This is a genomic window from Candidatus Poriferisocius sp. (assembly GCF_965208355.1).
In the GTDB taxonomy this organism is placed as follows: domain Bacteria; phylum Actinomycetota; class Acidimicrobiia; order Acidimicrobiales; family Bin134; genus Poriferisocius.
The window spans coordinates 2411174-2433918 of record NZ_CBDBOM010000003.1 but is presented as its reverse complement, the minus strand read 5'-3'; the positions used below and the strand labels follow the sequence as shown (position 1 = coordinate 2433918).

Annotated in this window: 20 protein-coding genes and 1 tRNA gene; 11 read left to right on the top strand and 10 right to left on the bottom strand. The window is 66.2% G+C overall.

Annotated elements, in window-relative coordinates:
• Genes ACOGXH_RS12695 through ACOGXH_RS12685 form a run of 3 tightly spaced genes read left to right on the top strand, consistent with a single transcriptional unit; the run spans position 1 to position 3326 of the window.
• Positions 1-1422, top strand: a complete 1422-nt coding sequence (locus tag ACOGXH_RS12695; RefSeq protein ID WP_419929456.1) for a class I adenylate-forming enzyme family protein — start codon at positions 1-3, stop codon at positions 1420-1422.
• On the top strand, positions 1419-2174 hold the full coding sequence (locus ACOGXH_RS12690; protein WP_419929455.1) for an SDR family NAD(P)-dependent oxidoreductase: 756 nt from the start codon (positions 1419-1421) through the stop codon (positions 2172-2174). Before ACOGXH_RS12695 ends, ACOGXH_RS12690 begins: the two co-directional genes overlap by 4 nt.
• 24 nt (positions 2175-2198) lie before the next feature.
• On the top strand, positions 2199-3326 hold the full coding sequence (locus ACOGXH_RS12685) for an alcohol dehydrogenase catalytic domain-containing protein (RefSeq protein WP_419929454.1): 1128 nt from the start codon (positions 2199-2201) through the stop codon (positions 3324-3326).
• Positions 3327-3366: 40 nt separating this feature from the next.
• Here ACOGXH_RS12685 and ACOGXH_RS12680 read toward each other — a convergent pair whose 3' ends face one another.
• The 6 genes from ACOGXH_RS12680 to ACOGXH_RS12655 all read right to left on the bottom strand — a co-directional run bounded on the left by ACOGXH_RS12680 (position 3367) and on the right by ACOGXH_RS12655 (position 10479).
• A complete protein-coding gene (locus ACOGXH_RS12680; RefSeq protein ID WP_419929453.1) occupies positions 3367-4914 on the bottom strand; it encodes a hypothetical protein in 1548 nt (515 codons plus the stop codon).
• Positions 4915-5064: 150 nt separating this feature from the next.
• A tRNA-Leu gene (locus ACOGXH_RS12675) sits at positions 5065-5151 on the bottom strand.
• 56 nt (positions 5152-5207) lie between these two features.
• Positions 5208-6056 carry a hypothetical protein gene (locus ACOGXH_RS12670; RefSeq protein WP_419929452.1) on the bottom strand — a complete coding sequence of 283 codons (849 nt, stop codon included), beginning with the start codon at positions 6054-6056 and terminating at the stop codon, positions 5208-5210.
• A gap of 54 nt (positions 6057-6110) precedes the next feature.
• Positions 6111-7319 carry an amidohydrolase family protein gene (locus tag ACOGXH_RS12665; protein ID WP_419929451.1) on the bottom strand — a complete coding sequence of 403 codons (1209 nt, stop codon included), beginning with the start codon at positions 7317-7319 and terminating at the stop codon, positions 6111-6113.
• A 35-nt stretch (positions 7320-7354) separates the two neighbouring features.
• Positions 7355-9043 carry a class I adenylate-forming enzyme family protein gene (locus tag ACOGXH_RS12660; protein WP_419929450.1) on the bottom strand — a complete coding sequence of 563 codons (1689 nt, stop codon included), beginning with the start codon at positions 9041-9043 and terminating at the stop codon, positions 7355-7357.
• Complete coding sequence (locus ACOGXH_RS12655) at positions 9043-10479, bottom strand: serine hydrolase domain-containing protein (protein ID WP_419929449.1); 1437 nt, start codon at positions 10477-10479, stop codon at positions 9043-9045. The genes ACOGXH_RS12660 and ACOGXH_RS12655 overlap by 1 nt, the downstream gene beginning before the upstream one ends.
• Before the next feature lie 21 nt (positions 10480-10500).
• On the opposite strand from ACOGXH_RS12655, the gene ACOGXH_RS12650 reads away from it, so the two are divergent.
• Genes ACOGXH_RS12650 through ACOGXH_RS12630 form a run of 5 tightly spaced genes read left to right on the top strand, consistent with a single transcriptional unit; the run spans position 10501 to position 15790 of the window.
• A complete protein-coding gene (locus ACOGXH_RS12650; protein ID WP_419929448.1) occupies positions 10501-10971 on the top strand; it encodes a VOC family protein in 471 nt (156 codons plus the stop codon).
• Positions 10971-12212, top strand: a complete 1242-nt coding sequence (locus ACOGXH_RS12645; RefSeq protein ID WP_419929447.1) for an MBL fold metallo-hydrolase — start codon at positions 10971-10973, stop codon at positions 12210-12212. The genes ACOGXH_RS12650 and ACOGXH_RS12645 overlap by 1 nt, the downstream gene beginning before the upstream one ends.
• A gap of 28 nt (positions 12213-12240) precedes the next feature.
• Entirely contained in the window at positions 12241-13248 is a 1008-nt protein-coding gene (locus tag ACOGXH_RS12640) for an alcohol dehydrogenase catalytic domain-containing protein (protein WP_419929446.1), read from the top strand.
• 18 nt (positions 13249-13266) lie between these two features.
• Positions 13267-14475, top strand: coding sequence for an acyl-CoA dehydrogenase family protein (locus ACOGXH_RS12635; protein WP_419929445.1), 1209 nt, complete (start codon positions 13267-13269; stop codon positions 14473-14475).
• Positions 14476-14515: 40 nt separating this feature from the next.
• Positions 14516-15790, top strand: coding sequence for an ABC transporter substrate-binding protein (locus tag ACOGXH_RS12630; RefSeq protein ID WP_419929444.1), 1275 nt, complete (start codon positions 14516-14518; stop codon positions 15788-15790).
• Here the strand turns inward: ACOGXH_RS12630 and ACOGXH_RS12625 are convergent.
• Entirely contained in the window at positions 15784-16701 is a 918-nt protein-coding gene (locus ACOGXH_RS12625; RefSeq protein ID WP_419929443.1) for an NAD(P)-dependent oxidoreductase, read from the bottom strand. The two genes, ACOGXH_RS12630 and ACOGXH_RS12625, sit on opposite strands and share 7 nt — an antisense overlap.
• 81 nt (positions 16702-16782) lie before the next feature.
• Here ACOGXH_RS12625 and ACOGXH_RS12620 point away from each other — a divergent pair, with 81 nt between their 5' ends.
• From ACOGXH_RS12620 to ACOGXH_RS12610, 3 genes are all read left to right on the top strand, one after another.
• Positions 16783-18159, top strand: coding sequence for a cystathionine beta-synthase (locus tag ACOGXH_RS12620; protein WP_419929442.1), 1377 nt, complete (start codon positions 16783-16785; stop codon positions 18157-18159).
• A 10-nt stretch (positions 18160-18169) separates the two neighbouring features.
• Positions 18170-19324 (top strand): cystathionine gamma-synthase, encoded by a 1155-nt coding sequence (locus ACOGXH_RS12615; protein WP_419929441.1) that lies wholly within the window; start codon positions 18170-18172, stop codon positions 19322-19324.
• 367 nt (positions 19325-19691) lie between these two features.
• Positions 19692-20024: a hypothetical protein gene (locus ACOGXH_RS12610; RefSeq protein ID WP_419929440.1), complete on the top strand. Its 333-nt coding sequence runs from the start codon at positions 19692-19694 to the stop codon at positions 20022-20024.
• Between the two features lie 239 nt (positions 20025-20263).
• On the opposite strand, the gene ACOGXH_RS12605 is transcribed toward ACOGXH_RS12610, so the two are convergent.
• Genes ACOGXH_RS12605 through ACOGXH_RS12595 form a run of 3 tightly spaced genes read right to left on the bottom strand, consistent with a single transcriptional unit; the run spans position 20264 to position 22743 of the window.
• A complete protein-coding gene (locus ACOGXH_RS12605; RefSeq protein ID WP_419929439.1) occupies positions 20264-21160 on the bottom strand; it encodes an LLM class flavin-dependent oxidoreductase in 897 nt (298 codons plus the stop codon).
• A 1-nt stretch (position 21161) separates the two neighbouring features.
• A complete protein-coding gene (locus ACOGXH_RS12600; protein ID WP_419929438.1) occupies positions 21162-21572 on the bottom strand; it encodes an RpiB/LacA/LacB family sugar-phosphate isomerase in 411 nt (136 codons plus the stop codon).
• Between the two features lie 4 nt (positions 21573-21576).
• Positions 21577-22743, bottom strand: coding sequence for an amidohydrolase family protein (locus ACOGXH_RS12595; protein WP_419929437.1), 1167 nt, complete (start codon positions 22741-22743; stop codon positions 21577-21579).
• Positions 22744-22745: the final 2 nt, after the last annotated feature.

Below are 22745 nucleotides of genomic sequence, written 5' to 3'. Positions count from 1 at the left end.
ATGAATCTGGCCGATCTGATCCTGGAGCACCCCTTCAACGACGATGAGCCGCTGCTCCATGACCTCGAACGATCGTGGAGCGCAGGCGAGGTCCGCAGCGAGGTGCGCTCCCTGGCCCAGCAGCTTGAGTCAATGGGCTGCGCCCGCCGGGGGGTGGCCGTCAACCTGGCCCGGGGGGCCGATGTGGTGCTGGCCATGGCGGCCATCTGGCATGCCGACGCCGTGTTCGTCCCCGTCAATCCCCGTCTTCCCGCCCGAGCGGTGGCCGAGCTGGTGGACAGGCTTCGCCCTGCCCTGATGATTGACGCCGACGGCATCCACTCTGTTGAGGCCGAGTCCACGGCCTACGACGAGGGGGATGCCTTCGTGCTGTGGACCTCGGGCACCACCGGAGATCCCAAGCCCGTGCTCAACACCCACGACGGATACATCGAGCTCATCGACCGGGTGCTGGGACCCCTGCGGGGCGGGCGTGACCCCGGCGACCAACCGGCCAAGAAGCCCACCCCCAACCTGATCCCGGTGTCGATGGCGCTCAACGCCGGCATCTACAACGCCTTGTTCGGGCTGCGGGCCGGTGCCGAGCTGGTGGTTATGGACCGCTTCGCCACCAGCGACTTCGCCACCCTGGTCCACCGCCACCAGATCCGCTCCACCATCTTGCCCCCGGCGGCCATGGCCATGCTCAACGACGATCCCGAAGTGGGCGATCTGGGGCCGCTCAGATATGTGCGGTCGGTCACCGCTCCCTTGTCGCCGTTCCAGGCCCGGCGGTTTGCCGACCGATTCGGGGCCATCGTGCTCAACGGATACGGCCAGGCCGAGATGGGTGAGGTGATCGGATGGACTGCGGCCGACGCCAAAGCGCATCCCGAGAAGCTGGGAGCGGCCGGACGCCCCCATCCGGGAGTCAGCGCCCGCATCGACAACCCCGACGCCAACGGTGTGGGGGAGCTGTTGGTGCGTCCCCCCTTGGTGTGGGACGACACCCGACGGGCCGTGCTGGCCGAGCGGCTCACCGACGACGACCACATTGGCACCGGCGATCTTGCCCGCATCGACGACGACGGTTATGTGTGGATCGAGGGTCGGGCAGGCGACGTGATCAACCGGGGCGGGAACAAGGTGGTTCCCACCGAGGTGGAAGAGGTGCTCACCGCATTGCCCCAGGTGAGCGAGGCCGCCGTGGTGGCCGCCCCCGACGAGCGACTGGGCCAAGTACCGGTGGCGTTCGTGGTCGAGCGCCAGCCGGTAGCCGACCGAGCACTCGAGCAGGCCTGCCGGGATGCACTGGTGCCCTATAAGGTGCCGGTGCGCTACGAGCGGGTCGAAGCGATCCCCCGAAGCGAAGTCGGCAAGGTGTTGCGCCGCCAACTAGAAGAGGGCCAGATAGAAGAGGGCCAGATAGAAGAGGGACTGTGAAGGGAGCCACATCCATGTTCGATCTCAACGGTAAGACCGCGCTGGTCACCGGCGCGGGCCAGAACGTCGGCGCCGGGGTCGCTAGCACGCTGGCGTCCCAGGGGGCCCACGTCTTCGTCAACGACATCGTGGCCGATCGGGCTGCCGAGGTAGCCGACGCCATTGCCGCTGCCGGGTACTCCGCCGAAGCATTGCCCTTCGACGTCACCGATGGCGAGGCGGTGCGGGAGGCCATCGCCGACCGGCCCATCGACATCCTGGTCAACAACGCCGGCAACGGCGGGGCCGAGATGATGCAGGTCAAGCCTTTCGCCGAGACCGAGCCGGCCGATTGGATCGGGCCCCTCGCTGTCAACCTCGGCGGCGTCTTGAACTGCACCCACGCGGTGTTGCCGGGAATGATCGAGCGGGGTTGGGGCCGGGTTATCGGCGTCGTCTCAGGAGCAGGCACCGTGGGCGTGAACATCGGCGTAGCGGCCTACTCGGCTGGCAAGGGCGGCGCGGCCGGATTGCTGCGCTCTGTGGCGTTGGAGGTGGCCCAAACGGGCGTGACGGTGAACTCCATCGCCTTGGGGCTGATGTCCAACACCTCCGGGGGCGACATCACCGAGCATCTAGCCAGGGCCATTCCCACCCGCCGGCTGGGCACCCCCGAAGACGTCGCCGCTCTGTGCGCCTACCTCGCCTCCGAGGAGGCCTCCTGGATGACTGCCCAAACCATCCCCCTGGCCGGCGGCTCCATCACCAGCTGAGCCCCAACCGCGTAGGTTGTGAACATGGCGATAACCACAGAGGCTGCCGTTCTGCGGGCGGTGGGAGAGCCGCTGTCGATAGAGGCGATTGAGATCCACCCGCCCGCCGACGGAGAGGTGATCTTGAAGATGGGGGCCGCGGGGATTTGCGGTTCCGACCGCCGCGTGATCGAGGGGACATATCCGGTGGAACCGCCCGTCGTGTGCGGACACGAGGGCGCCGGGGTCGTGGTTGAGGTCGGGCCAGGGGTGCAGTCGCTGGAGGTGGGCGACACCGTCGTGCAGATGTTCAAGGGACCGTGCGGCACCTGTCGGAACTGCCTGCGCGGCCTCAAGACCTTCTGTCCCACCGCCATGGACGTTTCGGGGCGGTTGCGCGACGGCACCTATCGCATGTTCGACCAGTCGGGCGCGGCGGTGGGGACCCATATCGGACTCGGGAGCTTTGCCCGCCACACCGTCACGCCTGAGCGCCACCTGGTGAAGATTCCCGATGGGGTAGAGCCCGCGGTGGCGGCCCTGGTTTCCTGCGGGGTGTCCACCGGCGTGGGCGCGGCGGTGAATGTCGCTGGTGTCCAGCCTGGCGATGCGGTCATGGTGCTGGGCATCGGCGGGGTGGGCGCCGCCGCCGTGATGGGGGCCGCGCTGGCCGGTGCCGAGCGAATCGTGGCCGTCGATATCAATGCCGACAAGCTCGCCCTCGCCCCCGGCTATGGGGCCACCGACGTGGTCGATGCCAGTGCCGCCGACGTCGCCGACGCCGTGGGCGAGCTCACCGGCGGGTGGGGGGTGGATGCGGTGTTGCTCGCTCCCGACAAGGTCCGGTCCGAGCACTACGAGACGGCCATAGCCTGCCTTGGCGCCGGCGGCATGGTGGTGCAGGTGGGAGGCACGGCGCACGGCATGGAGTCGATCCCCATTTCCCCGAACCTGCTGTTGGCCCAAAAATCGATAGTTGGAACCACGTTCGGGGGTCCCGACCCGGCTCGAGACGTGGTGCGATGGATCGACCTCCATCTGGCCGGGAGGCTGCCGCTGGAGAAGCTCATCACCCAGCGCTACCCGCTAGAGGAGATCAACACCGGCTTCTCCGACTTGGTGGCCGGCCGCAACATCCGAGGCGTTGTCGAAATGGGTAGGGCAATGAAGTAGGGGCCTCGCCTGTTTGTCTTGGCCTTAAGTAATCGTGCTGCTACGCGTCAGCGACACCCACGAACGTCAGGCTCGACGGCACGCCGCCGACTTCCCACTCCTCCTCGATCTCCATGTGTTCGAGGTGGACCCCGAGGACATGTCCGCTGTTCGGGTCGGCGACGTACATCATCTGGCCGACGACGACAAGTGCTGGCGAGGGACTTCCGAACACGATCTCGAAGGGGTCGATTAGTTGCAGGGTCCCGACCAGTTCGCCGTCGTGGGCGTCGAACATGCGCAGAACACCATCAGCGGCGAGCATGTAGAAAGCTTCGCCATCGCTTGAGAAAGCTGCGGTAGCGCTGGGCTCCGGGAACACCTCTCGGATTTCGCCGTTGACCACGTCGACCATCCAGACCCCGCCCAGATCAGGCACGCCGTCGATGAAGATGGTCGCGGGGGCGAAGAAGTTGTCGCTGTCAGGGTGTCCGTAGAGGAGGCCGAGCGCGAGCTCTCCACTCTCCACCGGTGGGTAGGGAATGAGCTCATGCTCGTACTGCCCGTCGTGCGAATGTACGAGCAGCACCCCGTCGAGGCAGCCGAAGACAGTGCCGTGCGCGTTATGCGATTCGCCGTGCAGGCCGGGGCAGGACTCATTGGCCGCGTCGTAGACGACGTCGTTGTCGAAGGTGCGCACCTCAACGCCCACCGGCAGGCAGTCCCATGATGGGATGAACACGGTGCAGGCCGGGTTGTTAACGCTGAGGATGACGTGGTCATCGGCAATGACCAATGCCGCGCCGTGCTGGATTCCGCCCTCGAGCACGATCGGTTCGTAGTCGCCATCTGAATTGGCGAGATCTTGCTCGTTGATCAGGACCACGTGACCGTTGGTGTCGGCGAAGATCGTGGTCCAGCCGCGGCTGTTGACGTAGTGGACCGGCCATTCTTCGACGATCTCAAGCGCGTGGCGAGAAACCGGGCGTTCAACAAGGTCGTGGTGGTCGTCATGGGGGACGAGGAACATGCCGCCGTCGAAGACGTGGATGCGGTCGTCGCCTTCCTCTGGCCCGCGTGCCAGGACGATGGCATACCGGTGAGTGGGACTGGGGTGCACGGTCGCGCCGGGCGCAGCGACCTCGAAGGCTCCACGGTCGATTTCCTCGGTGCGGAGGTCGATGACGGAGAGGTGTGCCTCTACCGCATCCGCAACGAGCAGGCGCCCCAGAATCGTCTCCCCATCTTGGCCTGCGTGATCGTCGTCTTCGTCGTGGGCGTGATCGTCGTCTTCGTCGTGGGCGTGATCGTCGTCTTCGGTGTCATCGTGGTCGTGGTCGTCGTCATCGTCGTGGTCGTGGGCGTGATCGTCGTCATCGTCGTGGTCGTGGGCGTGATCGTCGTCATCGTCGTGGTCGTGGGCGTGATCGTCTTCTTCGTCGTGGTCGTGGTTGTGATCGTCGTCATCGTCGTGATCGTCCACTTGGGCGGCAGCGGTAGAGGCGGTGGACGTCGGGGTGTCGGCAGCGGTCGAGCCATCGTCGTTTCCGCAACCGGCGGCCACAAGCGCAAGGATCAGGAGGGCGATGAAGAAATGAGTGAAACGCATTGCGACAAGCTAACGAGAATGAGAACTATTCTCAAATCATGGCTCGTGCCCCATCGAGTCGGTCCTCCGCGGAGGTCAATACCGGCCTCTTCGACTTGGTGGCGGGCCGCAACATCCGAGGCGTTGTCGAAATGAGCTAAAGCAATGAAGTGCCCGGGGTGGGAGTCGAACCCACACGCCCCCTTGGGGGGCTGGGGGGTTTAAGCCCCCTGCGTCTGCCTATTCCGCCACCCGGGCCTGACCCCACGGTACTGGGCTGGCCGGGGGGTGGCTTCTCAATTGCGGTGGGGGATTCAGACCACTCGGAATACGCCTGATCCGGTGGTGATGGTGCGGTTGTCGCGTCCTTCGTCGAACAGGGTGAGGTTGACGTTTATGCGACCGCTGCGGGCGGCGATGGCCTCGCCCTCACAGCGGAACGGGCCGATCAGTCCCGGTTTCACGAACATCACGTACCAGTTCTCCACCTGTATGTGGTCGGTGCCCGCGGCCTGCTCGGCCAGCTCGTGGGCGGTGATGTCGAACACGATGTGGATGGGGCCCAGGTGCAGGGCGGCGTGGGGAGCGGAGAACTCCTTGGACAATTCGGGGAGTCGGTACCAGCCGTCGTCGCCCTTTTCCACCCCGAACACCTCGTGCAGCCGGGGCATGTCAGGGGAGTCCTCCACCGGGATGAGCGGGTTTTCCACCGCCTCGTAGCCGTCGGGCACGTCGCCCAGGCTCACGCCCATGCCCGCAGAGGTGGAGATGACCCGGGAGTGGTCGGCGGCGTCCACCACTTTGGATCGGGTGAACCCCATCTGGCGCCCGAAGTTGATCACCTCGCGGTAGACCTCTATGCGGTTCACTCCGCGGGCGTCGTCGAGGATCTGGGTGAACGACACCACGGGCGCGGGCACCACCAAGTCGTCGTTCCAACTCGGTTCGGGACAGCCGATGGCCAGCGGAGCGGCCATGATTCCGCCATGCGCGTTGCGCATGTCGTGGCGCAGCGGCATCGACTCCAGCTCGTCGTCGGCGAAACCAGTGTCCAGCGCCGGGGTGGTCTTGTTGAGGTACCGATACGAAATCAGCCCGGTCCACAGTTCTTCGAATGCCTCCCAATGCTCGTCGGGGCTCACTTCTCGGATGTCTTGGACCATGGAGCGTCCCTTCCTGGTTGCGGGTTGACGCGAACGAGCTCTGCTCGTTCTGGCTTACTTGCCCCAGAAGGCCGGGGAGGTTGCGTCTTTGGGGATCTCAGCCAGGGGTTCGGCGATCTCGGCCACAGTGGGGCCGTGCTCGGCGGCCAGCGGGGCCAGAGCATCGAGGTCGAATCCGTATACATCGGCGGCGTTGCCGGCCAGGATGCGGCGCATCGACTCCTCGTCCCGGTCGTGCAGGGCAAAGCGGATGCCCTCGCGGCTGTAGGGGTAGGTGCCCTCGACGTGGGGGTAGTCGGAGCCCCACATCACCTTGTGGTCGCCCACCTTGTCGAGCAGGCGCATCTCGTTGGGGCCGGGGAAGCTGATGCCGATCCAGATGTTGCGCTCGAAGTAGAAGCTGGGCTTTTCGGGCAGCACCGACTCGGCGGAGAAGCCCAACTCGCCGGTGCGTCCGGTCATCGACATCTGGGCGTGGAGGCCATCGAGTCGGCGCAGGATCTCGGGCACCCAGCCGAAGCCCTGCTCGGTGAACACCGCTTTTAGGCCGGGGTAGCGCTCGAACACTCCGCCCATGATGAGGTGCCACATGGAGCGGTTGGAGAAGAACGGGGTCTCGATCACGAACATCGGCCCGGCCGCGGGGGAGTCGCCGTAGTCGGGCATCCCGGTTCCCCCGGAGTGCAGGGTCATCACCACGTCGTGCTCTTCGCAGGCGGCCCACACCGGGTCGTAGCGGGGGTGGAACAGCGGGGGCAGATCGGAGTTGGGAGCGATGCTGGGGATGAGCGCCCCGCCCCGCAGGTTGTGGTCGGCGATCCATTTCACATCGGCGACCGCCTCGTCGATGTCGTTCAGGAAAATCTGGCCGATGCCGGCCCGGCGCTCGGGGTACTCGGCGCAGAAGTCGGCCAGCCAGCGGTTGTGGGCCCGGATGCCGGCCAGTCGGCGGGGGAGGTCTTTGTCGGTGGGCTGGGGGGCGATCAGGGTGCCGGTGGGGAAGAACGGGGGCACGGTGTTGGGGAAGGTGATCTCGGCCACCACACCGTCGGTGTGCTGCTCGGAGATGCGGCGGTCGTTGTCCCAGTTGCGAGACCGGCCGTCGTCTTGCAGGTCGCGGAACGGGTTGCGGTACTTGCCCCTCCAGGCGTCAAACTCGTCGTGCCAGCTCGACTCCAGGTACTCCCGATAGGTCTTGTGATTGGCTCCGGCGTGGCAGTCGGAGGAGATGATCGTGTAGCGGTCAGCGGTGGCGGTTGTCACGTTGTAAAGGCTATCGGGCAGGCGGGTTCGGTCGCCTAGGGCGAGAGCAGTTCGTCGCGCACTTCGCGCTTGAGGTATTTGCCGGAGGCGTTGCGGGGCAGGGGGGTGGTGAGGAACCAGATGTGGGCGGGGATCTTGTAGGGGGCCAGGCGGCCGTCCAGATGGGCTCGCAGGCCGTCGGCGTCGAGGTCGCCGCCGGAGCGCAGCACGACGGCGGCGCCGGGCACTTCGCCGAGGCGCTCGTCGGGCACGGCGAACACGATGGCCTCGGCCACCGCGTCGTGCTGGTAGATGGCGTTCTCCACCTCGGCGCATGCGATGTTCTCGCCGCCCCGGATCACCAGGTCCTTGGCCCGGTCTACGATGGCGATGAACCCGTCCTCGTCGATGACGGCCACGTCGCCGGTATGCAGCCAGCCGTCGACAATGGCCTCGGCGGTGGCTTCGGGCTTATTGAGGTAGCCCCGGATGACGATGGGAGAGCGAACCAGCAGCTCACCGGGCTGGCCCGACGGCAGCTCGGCGCCGTCGTCGTCCACCACCTTGGCCTCGACGGTAGGCAACGGGGGGCCCACGGTGGTGGGCTTGTCCCGGTAGATTGCCCCGACATTCATGGTGACAACCCCGCTGGTCTCAGTCAGGCCGTAGCCGGTGCCGGGATTGCCGCTGGGGATCGACCGGGAGATCTTGTCCACCAGATCGGGGTGCAGCGGCGAGCCCCCGCCTCCCAGCGAGCCCAGACTCGTAGTGTCGTAGCGGTCGAAGTCGGGATGCAGCACGATCTCCCGGGACATGGCCGGCACCGCCGCCAGGGTGCTGGGCCGCTCGGCGTCGATGAGCTTGAGGGCCTCGGTGGCATCCCAGCGGTACATGAGCACCAGCTTCCCGCCCACGGTGGTGGTGGGGTGCAGGTAGCAGTTGCACCCGGTGACATGGAACAGCGGGACGCACACCAATCCAGCCGGCTGATCTTTCTCGCCTTGGGGAATGGGCTCCCTCTCGTTGATCATGCCCAGGGTCGATGAGTAAAAGCCCATGTTCATCACGTTGTGCACTGCGGCCCGGTGGGTCATCACCGCTCCCTTGGGGAAGCCGGTGGTGCCGGAGGTGTAGAAAACGCACAGGTCGTCGTCGGGGTCGATGGCCACGTCGGGCAGAGCGGGGGGATCGGGGTCGGCCACCGTGTCGGCCCAGCGGATCACGTCTTCGGGCAGATCCTCGCTGCGCCGAGTCACCACCACTGGAATCTCCGGGTGGTTGTCGATGGCGGCTAGGCGCTCCCACCGCTCGCCGTCGATCAACAGCGCATTGGGCGCGCTGTCGTCGAGGCCGTAGGCCATCTCAGCCGGGGTCCACCAGGCGTTCATGCCCACCACCACCGCCCCCATTGAAATTGTCGCCCAGTAGGCGATGATCCACTCGGGGTAGTTGCGCATGGAGATGGCCACCCGGTCGCCCTGATTCACGCCGCCGTGGGTGGCCAGCCACGACGCCAGCGCCCTCACCTGGCGGTGCGCCTCGGCGTATGAGACGCGCTCGTCTCGGAACACCAGGTAGTCGGCGTCGCCGTGGGCGGCAGTGCCGGCGAACAGGTCTCTCAGCGAACTGGGGGCGTTGTCGAACACCCGTACGGGGACGCCGTTGACCTCTTGGATCGACCAGGCGAAGAGCGCGCCCGGCGCGGTGAGCTGGTCGGCGGCCTCGTTCCAAGCTGCGAGGGTCATCAGTTGGACAGCCCCCAGCTCTCCATCACGATTGGGATCAGGGCGTCGACCAGCTCCTGGGCGTCAGGATTGGGGGGCAGGACATTGGCGTTTACCGCCAGCGACAGGTCCAACTCGGGGAAGTAGAGCGACCGGGTGCGGAATGCCGGCGTGCCCCCACCGTGGCTGTAGACCAGCAGGCCGTCGATATCGTCAATGCCCAATCCCAGGCCGTAGCCTGGGTTGACCCCCGGAGTGGTCATCTCGGCCAGCGATTCATTGCTGATCAGGCCTCCCTTGAACAATCCCCGGAACATGGTGGGGACGTCGCCGATCAGGGTTTCGATCCCCCCGCCCGTCCAGCCCGCCGTTTGCAGGAATTCCTGGGGATAGCTATTGGTGGCGAGGAGGTCCTTTCCTTTGAAGACGTGCAGTGATCCATCGGGGGGATTGGTCAGCGATGTGAACGCGGTGTACAGGAGCCCGTAGTTGTAGCTGTTGGCCACCGTCTCGGGCGGAAGCTCGTTGGGAGGCAGGTAGGTGTTCTGAAGGCCCAGCGGCTCTAGGACCCGGTTCCTGATCTCGACGTGGGCGGGATTGCCGGTGACCGCCTCGATGATCATTCCCGCGATCACGTGGCCGGCGGTGCTGTAGTTGTACTCGGTCTCGAAGTCGGCCACCGGCCCGTAGTTGGTGGTGAAGAGCACGATCTCCTCGGGGGCGATAGGCACGTTCAATCGGCCAGCGCCCAAGATGAAGAACCCGGGATCGAAGGCGTATTCCACGAATCCCGCGGTGTGGCCCATGAGGTGTCGGAGGGTGATGTCGGGGCCGCGTTCATATTTTCCGTACCAGTCGTCGCCCAGGTAGGCGGTGACCGGGGTGTCGAGGTCGACGAGGCCCTCTTCCACCATCGACAGCACGGCGACGGTGGTGACCGGCTTGGTAACCGACCCGATGCGGACAAAGGAGCTGGGCGTCATGGGCTCTTCGGTGGCGAGATCGCTCACCCCCCAGCCGAAGGTCCACGGATCCTCGTCTCCCAGGGCTACGGCCAATACCAACCCGGGTATTCCGGCCGAGTCCATGTAGTCGGCCACTGCGGCTTCGATGGCGGCGATGTCCAGACCCGACGGGTGGTCTTCGGGATCGGGTACAGGGGTGGCCTCAGGAGTGGGGGCTTCGGTGGGCTCGGGGGTGGCCTCAGGAGTCGCTTCAGGAGTGGGGGCTTCGGTGGGTTCCGGGGTGGCCTCGGGAGTGGGGGCTTCGGTGGGTTCCGGGGTGGCCTCGGGGGTTGGCTCAGGTGCGGGGGCGGCGGGTGTGGCCTCCTCGGTTGCCGCGGCCGTCGGCGGAGACTCGGTGGCTCCACCGTCATCGTCATTACCGCAGGCACTGGCCACCAGGGCCAAAGCCAACAACAACGCCCAGAGCAACTTGGCGGCTGAAGATCGCATCATCGCCTCAGGCTACGCTGCGGCATGGCCAAAATGCGCTTCAACCACATGGAGTTGACGCTTCCCCTGGGAACATTGACCGACGAATACCGGGCCGAGGTGCGGGAGTTCTACGGCGATGTGTTCGGGTGGACGGCGACCGACACCCAGATCCTCAAGCAGACCGCGCTGTTGCTGTCCACCGACCCTGCCACCAGCCAGTTCGTCTTGCTGGCCGAGCACAAGGAGCCCATGGCCCCGCCGCCGTTCGACCATCTCGGCCTGCTGTTCGACACCCGCGAAGAGGTCGACACCTGCCTGGCCAAGTGCGAGGCCTGGCAGGAGAAGGATCCCCGGGTGGAGATCAAGCGCTACAACGACCTGGTGATGCCCACGGTGACCGTGCATGCCTTCTATGTGCGGCACCTGCTGCCCATTCACTTGGATGTGCAGTGCATGGAGCGGCCCGAGGGGGTGGCCGCGCCGTCGGGCCGCTGGGTCTGGGTTGAAGACTGATGGCTGACGAGCGGGTCTCGGAGCTGATTGGGAGGGACGGCCCCGAGTCCGCAACTGAGGTAGCCGACCGGATTTGGATGGCGGTGGGCACGGCCAACGCCTACAAGGTGGCCACACCCGAGGGCAGCGTGATGATCGACGCCGGACTGGCCGGTGACGCACGCCGCTTCCACCGCCAGCTGGCGGCCGTGCCTGGCGACCCGGTGCGCTACATCGTTTTGACCCACGCCCACGAGGACCACATCGGCGGTCACCGGCTCTGGTCCCGAGAGGGAGCCCAAGTGGTGGCCCATCGCCTGTGCCTCCAACGCGATGAGCAGTACCGACAGCTGACCCAGTTCCGGGTGGATCGGGCCAAAATCTTGTGGGGGGCGGCCATGAACCTCCGCACCGACTCGGGCCGGGTGGAGCCCACCGCGCCCATCGAGGCCGACATCGTGGTCGACCGCTCCCACACCCTTGAGGTGGGCGACCTCACCTTCGAGGTGATGCACACCCCTGGCGCCGAGGGTCCCGACGGGCTCACGGTGTGGGTGCCCGAGTTGCGGGCCGCTTTTGTGGGAGATCTGTGGGGTCCGATCATCGACGCCTTTCCCAATCTGTTCACCCTGCGGGGCGAGCCCTACCGCGACGCCCAGCAATACATGGAGTCGCTGCGCGAAGTTCGCGACCTTGAGCCGGAGATCGCCCTGGCCGGGCATTTTGAGCCGGTGATGGGCAAAGAACAGGTGCGAGAAGTGCTCACCCGGATGCACGACGGCGTGGAATGGGTATGGGATCGGGTGATCGACGGGATGAACGAGGGCAAGGACCCCTACACGCTCATGAAGGAGATTCGCCTGCCCGACGACTCTCCGTTGAACGAGACCTACGGCCGGGTGGACTGGGGCGTTCGGGCCATCTGGGAGGGGCTGGCTGGCTGGTTCACCTATCAGTCCACCTCTGATCTGTACGCCACGACCCCCGAGGCGGTCTATTCCGATGTGGTGGACCTAGCCGGGGCCGATGCCCTGGTGTCCCGGGCCGAAGAACGGCTGGCTGCCGGTGAGACGCTCGAAGCCCTGCACCTGGCCGACATGGTTCTGGCCGCCGACGCCGCCCACGTTGGGGCGCTGACGGCCAAGCTCGCTGCCCTCCGATCGATGGCGGATCAATTCGGCCTGCGCAACTTCCAGGAGGCCGGGTGGTACCGGACAGAGATCGCCCGAGTCGAACAGGAATTGGAAGCGGCCCAGGCGTGATCAGTCGTCCGACCGGAGACAGAAACTGATGCGGGCGGCGGTGATTGCCGAGGATCGAACCCTGGAAGTAGCCCAGGTAGACGATCCCACGCCGGGACCGGGGGAACTGGTCTTGGCGGTGAAGGGATGCGGCATCTGCGGGTCGGATCTCAAGGTCGTAGAGCACCTGCCCATCGGCTACACCATGGGCCACGAGTTCGCCGGCGAGGTGGTGGCGGTGGGTTCCGACCCGGTGGGGAACTGGAAGGCGGGAGACGCGGTCTGCGCGCTGCCGCTGGTGGGCTGCGGGAACTGCCAGTACTGCTGGGACACGCTGCCGGTCCACTGCCCCCACATGGAGATGATCGGAACCGGTGTTCGGCCCGGGGCCTATGCCGAGTATGTGGCCGTGTCCAGCGCGCAGACGTTCCGCCTGCCGGAAGGATGCGGCTACGACGTGGGTGCATTGGTGGAGCCTCTGGCCATAGGGCTCCATGCGGTGGACACCGCCGACATCGCCGCGGGCGACAACGTGCTCATCGTGGGGGCCGGGCCGGTGGGTTTGGCCGTTGCCCTGTGGTGCCACCACGTGGGGGCCCGCAGCGTGGTGGTCAGCGACCCGGTGGCGGTACGGCGGGAATCGGCCGCCCAATTCGGTGCCACCGGGATCATCGACCCCGGAGCGGAGGAACTGAGCCCGGCCTTCGAGCGGCTGGCCGGAGCCCCTCCCGACGTGGTGGTGGAGGCGGTGGGCAAGCCGGGCATCATCCAATCCTGCATCGAGGCGGCTGCTCACCGGGGCCGGGTAACGGTGGTGGGAATCTGCTCGGGTCCCGATCCCATTATCCCGGTCTTCGCGTCGCTCAAAGAGCTGACCATGACCTTCCCCGTGTACTACCGCCACCAGGACTACGCGCACACCCTGGCAATGATCGACCAGAGCCGCATCGACCCCGCCCCCTTCATCACCCACACCGTGGACCTCGACGGGCTGCCTGAGGCTTTCGAGGCCATCAAGTCGCCCACCGACCAGTGCAAAGTGCTGATCCGCCCATAATCGACTTACCCTGTCCCCGTGGATTTTGGCGACACCCCCGCTGAAGCAGCCTTCCGGGCTGAGGCCCGGGCCTGGCTGGAGGCCAATGCGCCGGCCAAGGGCTCACCGGAGGCGTTCGATCACATGAGCAGCCCGGGGAAAAGCTCGGAGTTGGAGAGAGCACTGGCCGACAGGGCCCGGGCCTGGCAGGCGAAACTGGCGGCCGGCGGCTGGGCCTGCTTGGACTGGCCGCCGGAGTACGGGGGACGGAACGCCTCCACGGTGGAATCGATCATCTTCGAGGAGGAGCAAAGCCGCTTCGGCATTTCGAGGTCGATCTTCATGGCCGCGCTTGATATGGCTGCTCCCACCCTCATGGCGTGGGGTACTGACGAGCAGAAGAAGCGGTTCTTGAACCCCATCCGCCAGGGAGAAATAGTGTTCGCCCAGTTGTTCAGCGAGCCCAACGCCGGCTCCGACTTGGCCGGGCTCCAGACCAGGGCGGTCCGAGACGGCGACGTGTTCGTGGTCAACGGCCAGAAGGTGTGGAACTCCTATGCCCATCTGGCCGACTGGGGCATTCTGCTGGCCCGCACCAACTCAGACGTGCCCAAGCATCAGGGGCTCACTTATTTCTTTGTGGAGATGGACAGCGAGGGCTTGGATCCGCGACCGCTGCGCCAGATGACCGGCGGGGCCGAGTTCAACGAGACCTTCTTCGACAACGTGAGGATTCCGGCGGAGAACGTGATCGGCGGGGTCAACAACGGCTGGGCGGTGGCCCAGACCACCTTGAACAGCGAGCGGGCCGCGGTAGGGGCCCAGACGTCGGTGGTCGATGTCCCCACATTGGTGGATCTGGCCCAGAAAAAGGGCCAGGCCGGCGACCCGGCGGTTCGCCAGGCCTTGGCTGAAGCGTGGATAAGGTCGGAGGTGCTCCGCTATCTGGGCATGAGGGTGTACACCGCGCTGAGCCAGGGCACCGAGATTGGGCCGGAGGCTTCGATCATGAAGCTGTTGACCGGTGACCACATCCGGAACACCAGCCAAACGGCTATGGAGCTGCTGGGGCCGGAGGGGATGCTGAACGACGATGTCTGGGTGACGCGGATGGTTAGCCATTTCGCCCACACGATTGGCGGTGGCACCCCGGAGATTCAGCGCAATGTGATCGGCGAGCGCATCCTCGGCCTTCCCCGTGAGCCGCGAGCCGACAAGGGCATTCCCTTCCGCGACCTTAAAGTGTGAGAGTGATGGGCCCGCTCGGCGCTCGGCCGCTGACGGCGTGATGAACGCGCTCGGCGCCAGGCCAGTGCTGCTGGTCGCGGTGGCGCTGTTGGTGCTTTCCGGGTGCGGCCTGTTCAGCGAGGGAACGGTTATCAGCCCCGCGCCCATCACCGAGGAAGAGGACCAGCCGGGTGTCGAGGGCACTCCGATTCCCACGGCCACCCCCGCGGGAGCGCCGTTGCCCGCCGATGCCATCGTGATCGGCGCCCTGATGGCCACCACCGGATTCTTGGCCGACTACGACGAGCCCGCCCTGGTGGCCGCCCGGAACCGGATCGACGCGTTGAACGAGGCCGGCGGCTTGCTGGGACGAACGGTTGTACTTCGCCACATCGACAGCCACACCGAGCTATCCATCATGAGAAACGGCGCCGAACAGCTGCTCTTGGACGGCGTCGACCTGATGCTGATGACGTGTGATGCCGCTTATGCCGGCCCGGCCATCGACGCGCTGGAGAGCTCGGGGACCCTGGTGATCAGCCCCTGTGGAACCGACGACCTCTGGGTCAGCGGTGAGCTGGGTGACCGGGTCTTTTCCCTGGGCACTCCGGTGAGCACCGAAGTGGAGATGCTGGTCTCGTTGGTGGCCGACCGGGGCACCGCCACCGCGGCGGTGATCATCGACCGGACCAGCACCGAAGCGGTGGCCGTCTGCGAGGCCTTCGGGCCGCGCTTCGAGGAAGCCGGCGGACGGGTTGTCGGCCTGCACCGTTACCAGCCCACCGATCCCGGCCTTCTCGAACCCATCCTTTTGGGGCTGGGCAGCACCAGTCCGGAGGCCATCGTGTTCTGTGGCACCCGGCTGGTGGCTCCCGAGATACTGGCACCGGTCCGGGCTGCGGGATTCAACCAGCCCGTCTTCGCCAGCTCCACCATGGACGGCGATCATTGGATCGGCCATGTCCCCGGTGTCGGCGACTTCACCATGCTTTCGTACGCCTCGATCTACACCGACTCGCCCGATCCCAGCCCCGCGGTTCGCGAGGTGCTGGCCGACTACCTGGATTCCACCGGCCATAGAGCCCGGGATGGCCGCATGATCACGGGCCACGACGCCATGGAGGCCTACATACGAGCGGTGGAGCGGGCCGGCACCACCGATCCGGGGCCGGTGGCCACCCAACTGGAGCGATTCGACGGCGAAGACCTCGTCGCCGGACCGGTCACGTTCGATTCCGGCGCACATGCCCCGCTCGGGCGTCCCATGAGGGTGATCACCATCCAAGACCCCTACGCCCAATTCGAGCGGATCGTCGAACTACCCGCCGCTCAGTAGCCCAAGTCGACGTCTACCGGTCCCAGCAACTCCTCGCCGGCGATGTAGCGGCGGACGTTCTCGGTGACCCGGCGGGCGAGCAGCTTCAGCCCCATCTCGGGGGTGTTGCCCACATGGGGGGTGACGATGCAGTTCTCCATGTCCCATAGGGGATGACCGTCCGGAAGCGGCTCGGGCTCAGTCACATCCAGGGCGGCACCTCCGATGGCACCGGCGGCCAGCGCCTCCACCAAATCGTCGGTGACCACGTGGCCGCCGCGGCCCACGTTGATCAGCCAGGCATGCGATGCCATGGCGTCGAGTGCAGCGGCGTCGATGATGCCGGAGGTCTCGGGGGTCAGCGACAGCGCCACTACCACCACATCGGCGTCGCGCAGGGCGTCGTGCAGGCACTCGGGGCCGACCACCCGGTCGACGCCGTCCATAGGCACGGGATGGCGGCGCAGCACGGTCACGCGGCAATCCCACGGACCCAGCAGCCTCACCAGCGACTCGGTGATGCCTCCGCCGCCCAGCACGGTAACCCGGCCGCCCAGCAGGTTCCGCCCCTCCGGGGGCGACCAGCTGCGGGCACGGGCATAGCTCCCCATTCCCCGCAGGCCGGCCAGGGCCAGCATCAGCACGTGCTCGGCCACCGGCTCGGCGTACACCCCCTTGCCGCAGGTCCAGAGATGGTCGCGGTCCAGCAGGTGGGTCAAGTTCTCGATGCCGGCGTAGGGGAGCTGCACCCACTCGATGGTCGGTCCGTTCTCCAGCACGCCCGGCAAGAGCTCGGGGGCCGCGGGCTCGGCCCACACCAGCGCCTCGGCCTCGTCGGGCGCCGTCACCTGGCCGCCCCCGGCGATCACTGCGTCGACCAGTGCCGGCCGGCGCCAGCATTCGGGCTCCACCGCGATCCTTGGCCGGTCCATAGCACCGGGTAGCTTATGGGCGTGGAGGTCCAAGGCGAGCGAATCATCAGGCCGGTCGACAAGGATGGCTAGCTGAAGTCCATGGAAGTCGCTGACTCGATTCTCGACCTTGTCGGGAACACGCCGCTGGTGCGGATGCCGCGCATTGCCGACGGGGTGTCGTGTGAGGTGTTGGCCAAACTGGAGATGCTGAACCCCGGCGGAAGTGTGAAGGACCGCCCTGCGGTGGCCATGATCGACGCGGCCGAGCGGGAGGGGCTGCTGAAGCCGGGCGGCACCATCATCGAGCCCACCTCGGGAAACACCGGTGTGGGCCTGGCTCTGGTGGCCGCCCAGCGGGACTACCGCTGCGTATTCGTGATGACCGACAAGGTGAGCGACGAGAAGGTGCAGTTGCTTCGGGCCTATGGGGCCGAGGTGATCGTGTGCCCGGTGGCGGTGGATCCCGAAGATCCTGAGTCGTACTACTCCACTGCGGAGCGGCTGGTGGCCGAGACTCCCGGCGCCTACCGGCCCAACCAATATTTCAACCAGGTGAATCCCCTTTCGCACGAGCTCACCACCGGTCCCGAGCTGTGGAAGCAGACCGGGGGCAGGATCACGCATTTTGTGGCCGGAGCAGGCACCGGGGGCACGCTCAACGGTGTGGGCCGCTTTCTCAAGCGGCAGAATCCCGAGGTCCAGATTGTGGCCGGCGACCCGGAGGGCTCGGTGTTCAGCGGCGGGTCGGGACGGCCCTATCTGGTGGAGGGGATCGGCGAGGACTTCTGGCCCGAGACCTACGACCCCGCTGTGGTCGACAAGGTGATACCGATCTCTGACCAGGATTCCTTCGACATGGCCCGGTTGGTGACCCGGAGAGAGGGCCTGCTCATCGGCGGGTCGGGGGGTACCGCGGTGTGCGCCGCCTTGGAGGTGGCCCAAGACTGCGGGCCCGACGATGTGGTGGTGGTGCTGCTGCCCGATGCTGGCCGGGGCTATCTGTCCAAGGTGTTCAACGACGACTGGATGGCGTCGTACGGCTTTTTGATCGGCGAGCACCCTTGCGTCAAGGACGTGCTCGACGCCAAGGAAGGGGCGCTGCCGCCGCTGGTGTACGTCTTCCCCGACGACCCGGTGAGTGCGGCGGTGACCCAGATGCGCGACCACGGAGTCAGCCAGCTGCCGGTGGCCAAAGGGGAGATGCCCTTGGCCGCCGCCGAGGTCATGGGGGCGGTACACGAGCTTCAGCTCATGGAGTTGGCCTTCAACGGCGACCTTCTGGGCCAGCCGGTGGAGAGCGTGATGAGCCGTCCGTTAGAGCAGATTGGAATCGGCGAATCGGTGGCGTTGGCGGTAACCAAGCTGGAGCGATCTCCGGCCTTGCTGGTGCTCGACGGCGGCCGCCCCCTGGCGGTGATGACCAGCACGGATGTGCTCAGCTTCCTGTCGTCGGGCTCGTCGGAACCAGATTCATGAGCGCAGTTTCATGAGCGGCTCCTCTTCCGAAAACTGGGGCTTCGACACCCGGGCCATCCACGTCGGCCAGGAGCCCGACGAGGCCACCGGCGCCATCACCGTTCCCATCCATCTGGCCACCACCTTCGTGCAGGCCGCACCGGGCCAGCATCAGGGCTTCGAGTATGCCCGCACCTCTAACCCCACCCGGGTGGCGCTGGAACGGTGCGTGGCCGGCCTGGAGGGCGCTGAGCACGGCATGGCCTTCGCCAGCGGGATGGCCGCGGAGGACGCGGTGGTCGGCATGATGCGCCCCGGCGACCACGTGGTTCTGGGGACCGACGCCTACGGAGGCACGTTCCGCCTAATCGACCGGGTGTACGGCGAGCGGGGCATCGAGTGGTCGGCGGTGGACTTGGCCGATCAGGATGCGCTGGCCGCAGCCATCCGCCCGGAGACCCGCCAGGTGTGGGTGGAGACCCCCACCAATCCCATGCTGGCGGTGGTGGACATCTCCGCGGTGGCCGATGTGGCCCACGCTTCAGGGGTCGACGTGGTGGTGGACAACACCTTCGCCACGCCGTACCTCCAGAACCCGCTTGAGCTGGGCGCCGATGCGGTGGTGCACTCCAGCACCAAGTATCTGGGCGGTCACTCCGACGTGGTGGGCGGATTCATCGCCGTCAACCGGGAAGACCTGGCTGAGCGGCTGACCTTTGTCCAGAACGCGGTGGGGGCGGTGCCCAGCCCGTTCGACTGCTATCTGCTGCTGCGGGGGGTCAAGACCCTGGGGGTGCGCATGGACCGCCACTGCGACAACGCCCAGGCGGTGGCAGAGTTCTTGGCAGGCCATCCCGCGATCGACCGAGTGCTGTTCCCCGGTTTGCCCGACCATCCGGGATTCGAGGTGGCCGCTCGGCAGATGCGCCGCCCCGGTGGAATGGTGTCGTTTGTCCATGCCGGTGGAGAGGCCGCCGCGGTGGCCGCGGTGAGCGCAACCAAGGTGTTCCGGCTGGCCGAGTCTCTGGGAGCGGTGGAGTCGCTCATCGAACAGCCCTCCACCATGACCCATATGTCGGTGGCCGACTCCCCACTGGCCGTGGACCCCGGCTTGGTACGCTTGTCGGTCGGCATCGAGACGATCGACGACCTATTGGCTGACCTAGAACAGGCCCTCAGCTCGTAGCCGCCTCAGTCCTGCAACGGGAGCAGGTCGTCGGCTCGCAGCGGGTTCAGTCCTGCAACGGGAGTAAGAGTTCGGCCAGGGCCTCGACCTCGGTTTCCAGGTCGGATTTCCCGTGCACCCGTCCCCAGCGAGAGGGTTGCGGGCTTCTTTCCCTCTTGTGACAGGGTGGCTGACCAGCCCTGGAGGCCGCAAGGTGTGGTGGAGCAGGCCGGGAGGCTAATGCCTTCTGCCCATCTGGCCCAGCTTCCCATCCGGTGCGGTAGGTCTTTTGGATGTTGTCGGAGAGAGCGGCCGCCCTGCCCTTCGCCGCCAACTGGTCTGTGGCATTGGTGGCTAGTGCGGAGTTGTCAGCAGATATAACGCAGGCATGGACGATGTCCTCGGCCTGGGACATTCCTGCCTGACAAATGTTTGTCAGTTCCATGCCGCTGATCTATGCAATAGTGTGAATATGACGTCATCTGAAAGCGGAAAGAAGAGCGATTCGCTTGGGCCGCCATGGCTCGTGATTCTCGTTCAGATCGTTGTCGCTCTAGCAATCTTGCGGGTGGCGCTTTGGCTGATTCCCCTGTCGGGCCAGTGGGATTTTGTTGTTTGGATTGGCGTAGGCGTGCCTTTAGCTGCGGCGGCTCATCGCTTTAACAAAGCCCGCTATGGGGCTGCCACCCGCGCCCCCCTGTGGGCGGGGAGAAAGCGATGAGGGTTCCCAAGCCCAAGCCCTACCAGAGCCTCTTGGGAATAGTGGCAGTCGCGACCGTGTCGAGTTGGCCGCCATCCCTATTCATATTGGCTGCAATTGCCATGGCACTGCTGGTCGCCGCCTATCTGTACCGGCTGGATGCCAGGTCAAATCACGACAAGACAGATCTGGAGCGCAACAGGACTTCGTAGGCCGCTGGTCTCCATTGGTCAGAGCCTGTAGGCCAACAGACTCCACAATTAGTCCTGCAAAGGCAGCAAGTCGTCGGCTAGGGCCTCGACCTCGGCCTCCCAGTCGGGACACTCGCCCAATGGCATGACCACGAACTTGGAGGCGCCGGTGTCGATGAACGCCTCGATCCGGGACCGCAGCTCTTTTCGGCTCGAAGCCACTAAGTCGCCGGGGTTCTTGTCGGGCTGACGCAGCTTGATGAGCTCTAGAAACCGGTCGGGCAGCGGGCCGTCTGTGTAGGTCAACAGGGCTCCGTAGTGCTCAGGGTCGATTTCCCGTTCTGCCTCGTCAGCGTGCTGTTTGATGGTGGCAATCCCGTTGCGCACATCGTCGGGGGTGACGAATGACGGCAGCCAGCCGTCGCTCAGCCGGCCGACCCGGCGGAGCTCCGAGGGGGCGATGCCTCCCATCCACACGTCCAGGGGCTGCTGGACTGGCTTTATATCCACGCGGGCAGCGTCCAATTGGAAGCGGGGGCCATGGTGCTCAACCACGTCTTCGGTCCAGAGCCGGCGCATGAGGGGCAGGGCCTCGTTGAACCAGGCCGCCCGGTCCATGCGGGCCACTCCGAAGGCCTGGTGCTCGGCGGTGTCGGCCACGCCGAGCCCGAAGGCGGGCAGGAGCCGTCCGTTGGAGATGCGATCGAGGCTGGCCATGGTCTTAGCCAAAAGCACAGGGTTGCGGCCCGGCAGCACCATCACGCTGGGCCCGAATTTGAGATGTGTGGTTCGAGCCGCGGCGAAGGTCATGGCTACCACCGGATCGAGCGCAGGACCGCTGGCCCGCTCGGCCACCCACAGCGAATCGAACCCCAGCCGCTCCAAACCGTCGACCACTGCGCCGAAGACCTTTGGATCTCCCGACGTTGTCCCGCCTCCGATGCCGAAGCCGATTCGGACTCGCATGCTAAGAGAGCTTGGCGATCTCGGAGGACTCGCCGGGGTCGGGCTCGGTGGCCACGAAGGCGTCGAGCATCTCGGCGGCCACCTCGGAGGACACCAGGCGCAGGCTCATGGCCAGCACGTTGGCGTCATTCCAGCGGCGGGCGCCGCGAGCGGTCTCCGCGTCGGTGCACAGTGCGGCCCGCACGCCGGGCACTTTGTTGGCCGCGATCGACACCCCGGTTCCCGTCCAGCAGCACACCACCCCGATGTCGGCGCGGCCGTCGACCACCGCCTCGCCGACCGCTCGGCCCACGTCGGGCCACGGCGCTCCCTCCGGGGCGGCCGCCACCACGCTGTGTCCTCCGTCGGCCAAGTGCTGCTTGACGGAGTCGGTCAGGGCGGTGGCCTCATCGGTGCCGAACGCAACGCGCATATCCCTACCCGGCGAGGTCGTTTTCGAGCAGGTCGAGGTCGAAGCCGTAGAGAGCGGCGCAGTTGTCCCTCACGATCATCTGCTGCTCGTCGTCGGGCACATCGGCCAGGGTCTCGGCCACCACCTCCCGGGACCGGGGGAAGGTGGACTCGGTGTGGGGGTAGTCGGAGCCCCACATGAGCGTGTGGGTGCCGAAGGTGTCCCGTACCCTCACTCCCACCGCGTCCTCCTGGAAACTCACGAAGCAATTGGAGCTGAAGTAGTGGCTGGGGCGGGCGTCGGGATCGGCAAAGCGGTGCCAGTCGCCCCGCAGCGGCCGGTCGGTGTAGCAGTAGTCCATTTGGAACAGCCAGAACGGGATCCAGCCCACCTCGTGCTCCACCGATCCTGCCCTGAGCTTGGGATGGCGCTCGAACACCCCGGAGAAGATCATCTCGCCCAGCGACTTCCGCACAAAGTGGTCTTGCAGGTAGAACGCCGCCTCCGACACCGCCCTCACGTCGTTTTTGGTCTGGCCGCTGGCGCTGGCCAGCTGTCGCCCGGTGGCCACGTGCATGGACAGGGGGATATCGAGGTCGACCGCGGCCGACCAGAACGGCTCATAGCGGGGGTTGTCGTAGCCCTGGCCCGCCGGGGGCATCACGCTGATCATCACTCCCGACAGTCCCATGTTGCGGCACCGGGTCATCTCGGCGATGGCCTCGTCTACGTCGTCCACGTTGATGAGGGCGATGCCCTTCAGCCGCTGGGGGTCGTAGGCGCAGAAATCGGCGATGAAGTCGTTGTAGGCCGCCATGGTGACCGAGCACAGCTCAGAGTCGGGGATGCTGTAGGCCAGCAGCGCCTCGCTGGGATAGATCACCGAGGCGGCCACCCCGTCGGTGCGGTTGTCGGCGATGAACTTCTCCGGGTCGTAGGCCCCGGGGCGGACCTCGTCGAACGACGCCTCGATGCGCAGCTTGGTGGGATCTTGGTCGAACCGGTTGCCAGCCTGGAATCCGAGAAACGACATGGAGCGCTGGCCGTCGATGTACCACCAGTCGCCGCCGGGCTCGCGGCGCACCTGCGGCACCCGCTCAGCCATCGGCCCGGTGCTCACCCGCTCGGTCCACAGGTCGGGCGGCTCGATGATGTGGGAGTCGGACGAGATCATCACGGCGGTGGGGCTCATGG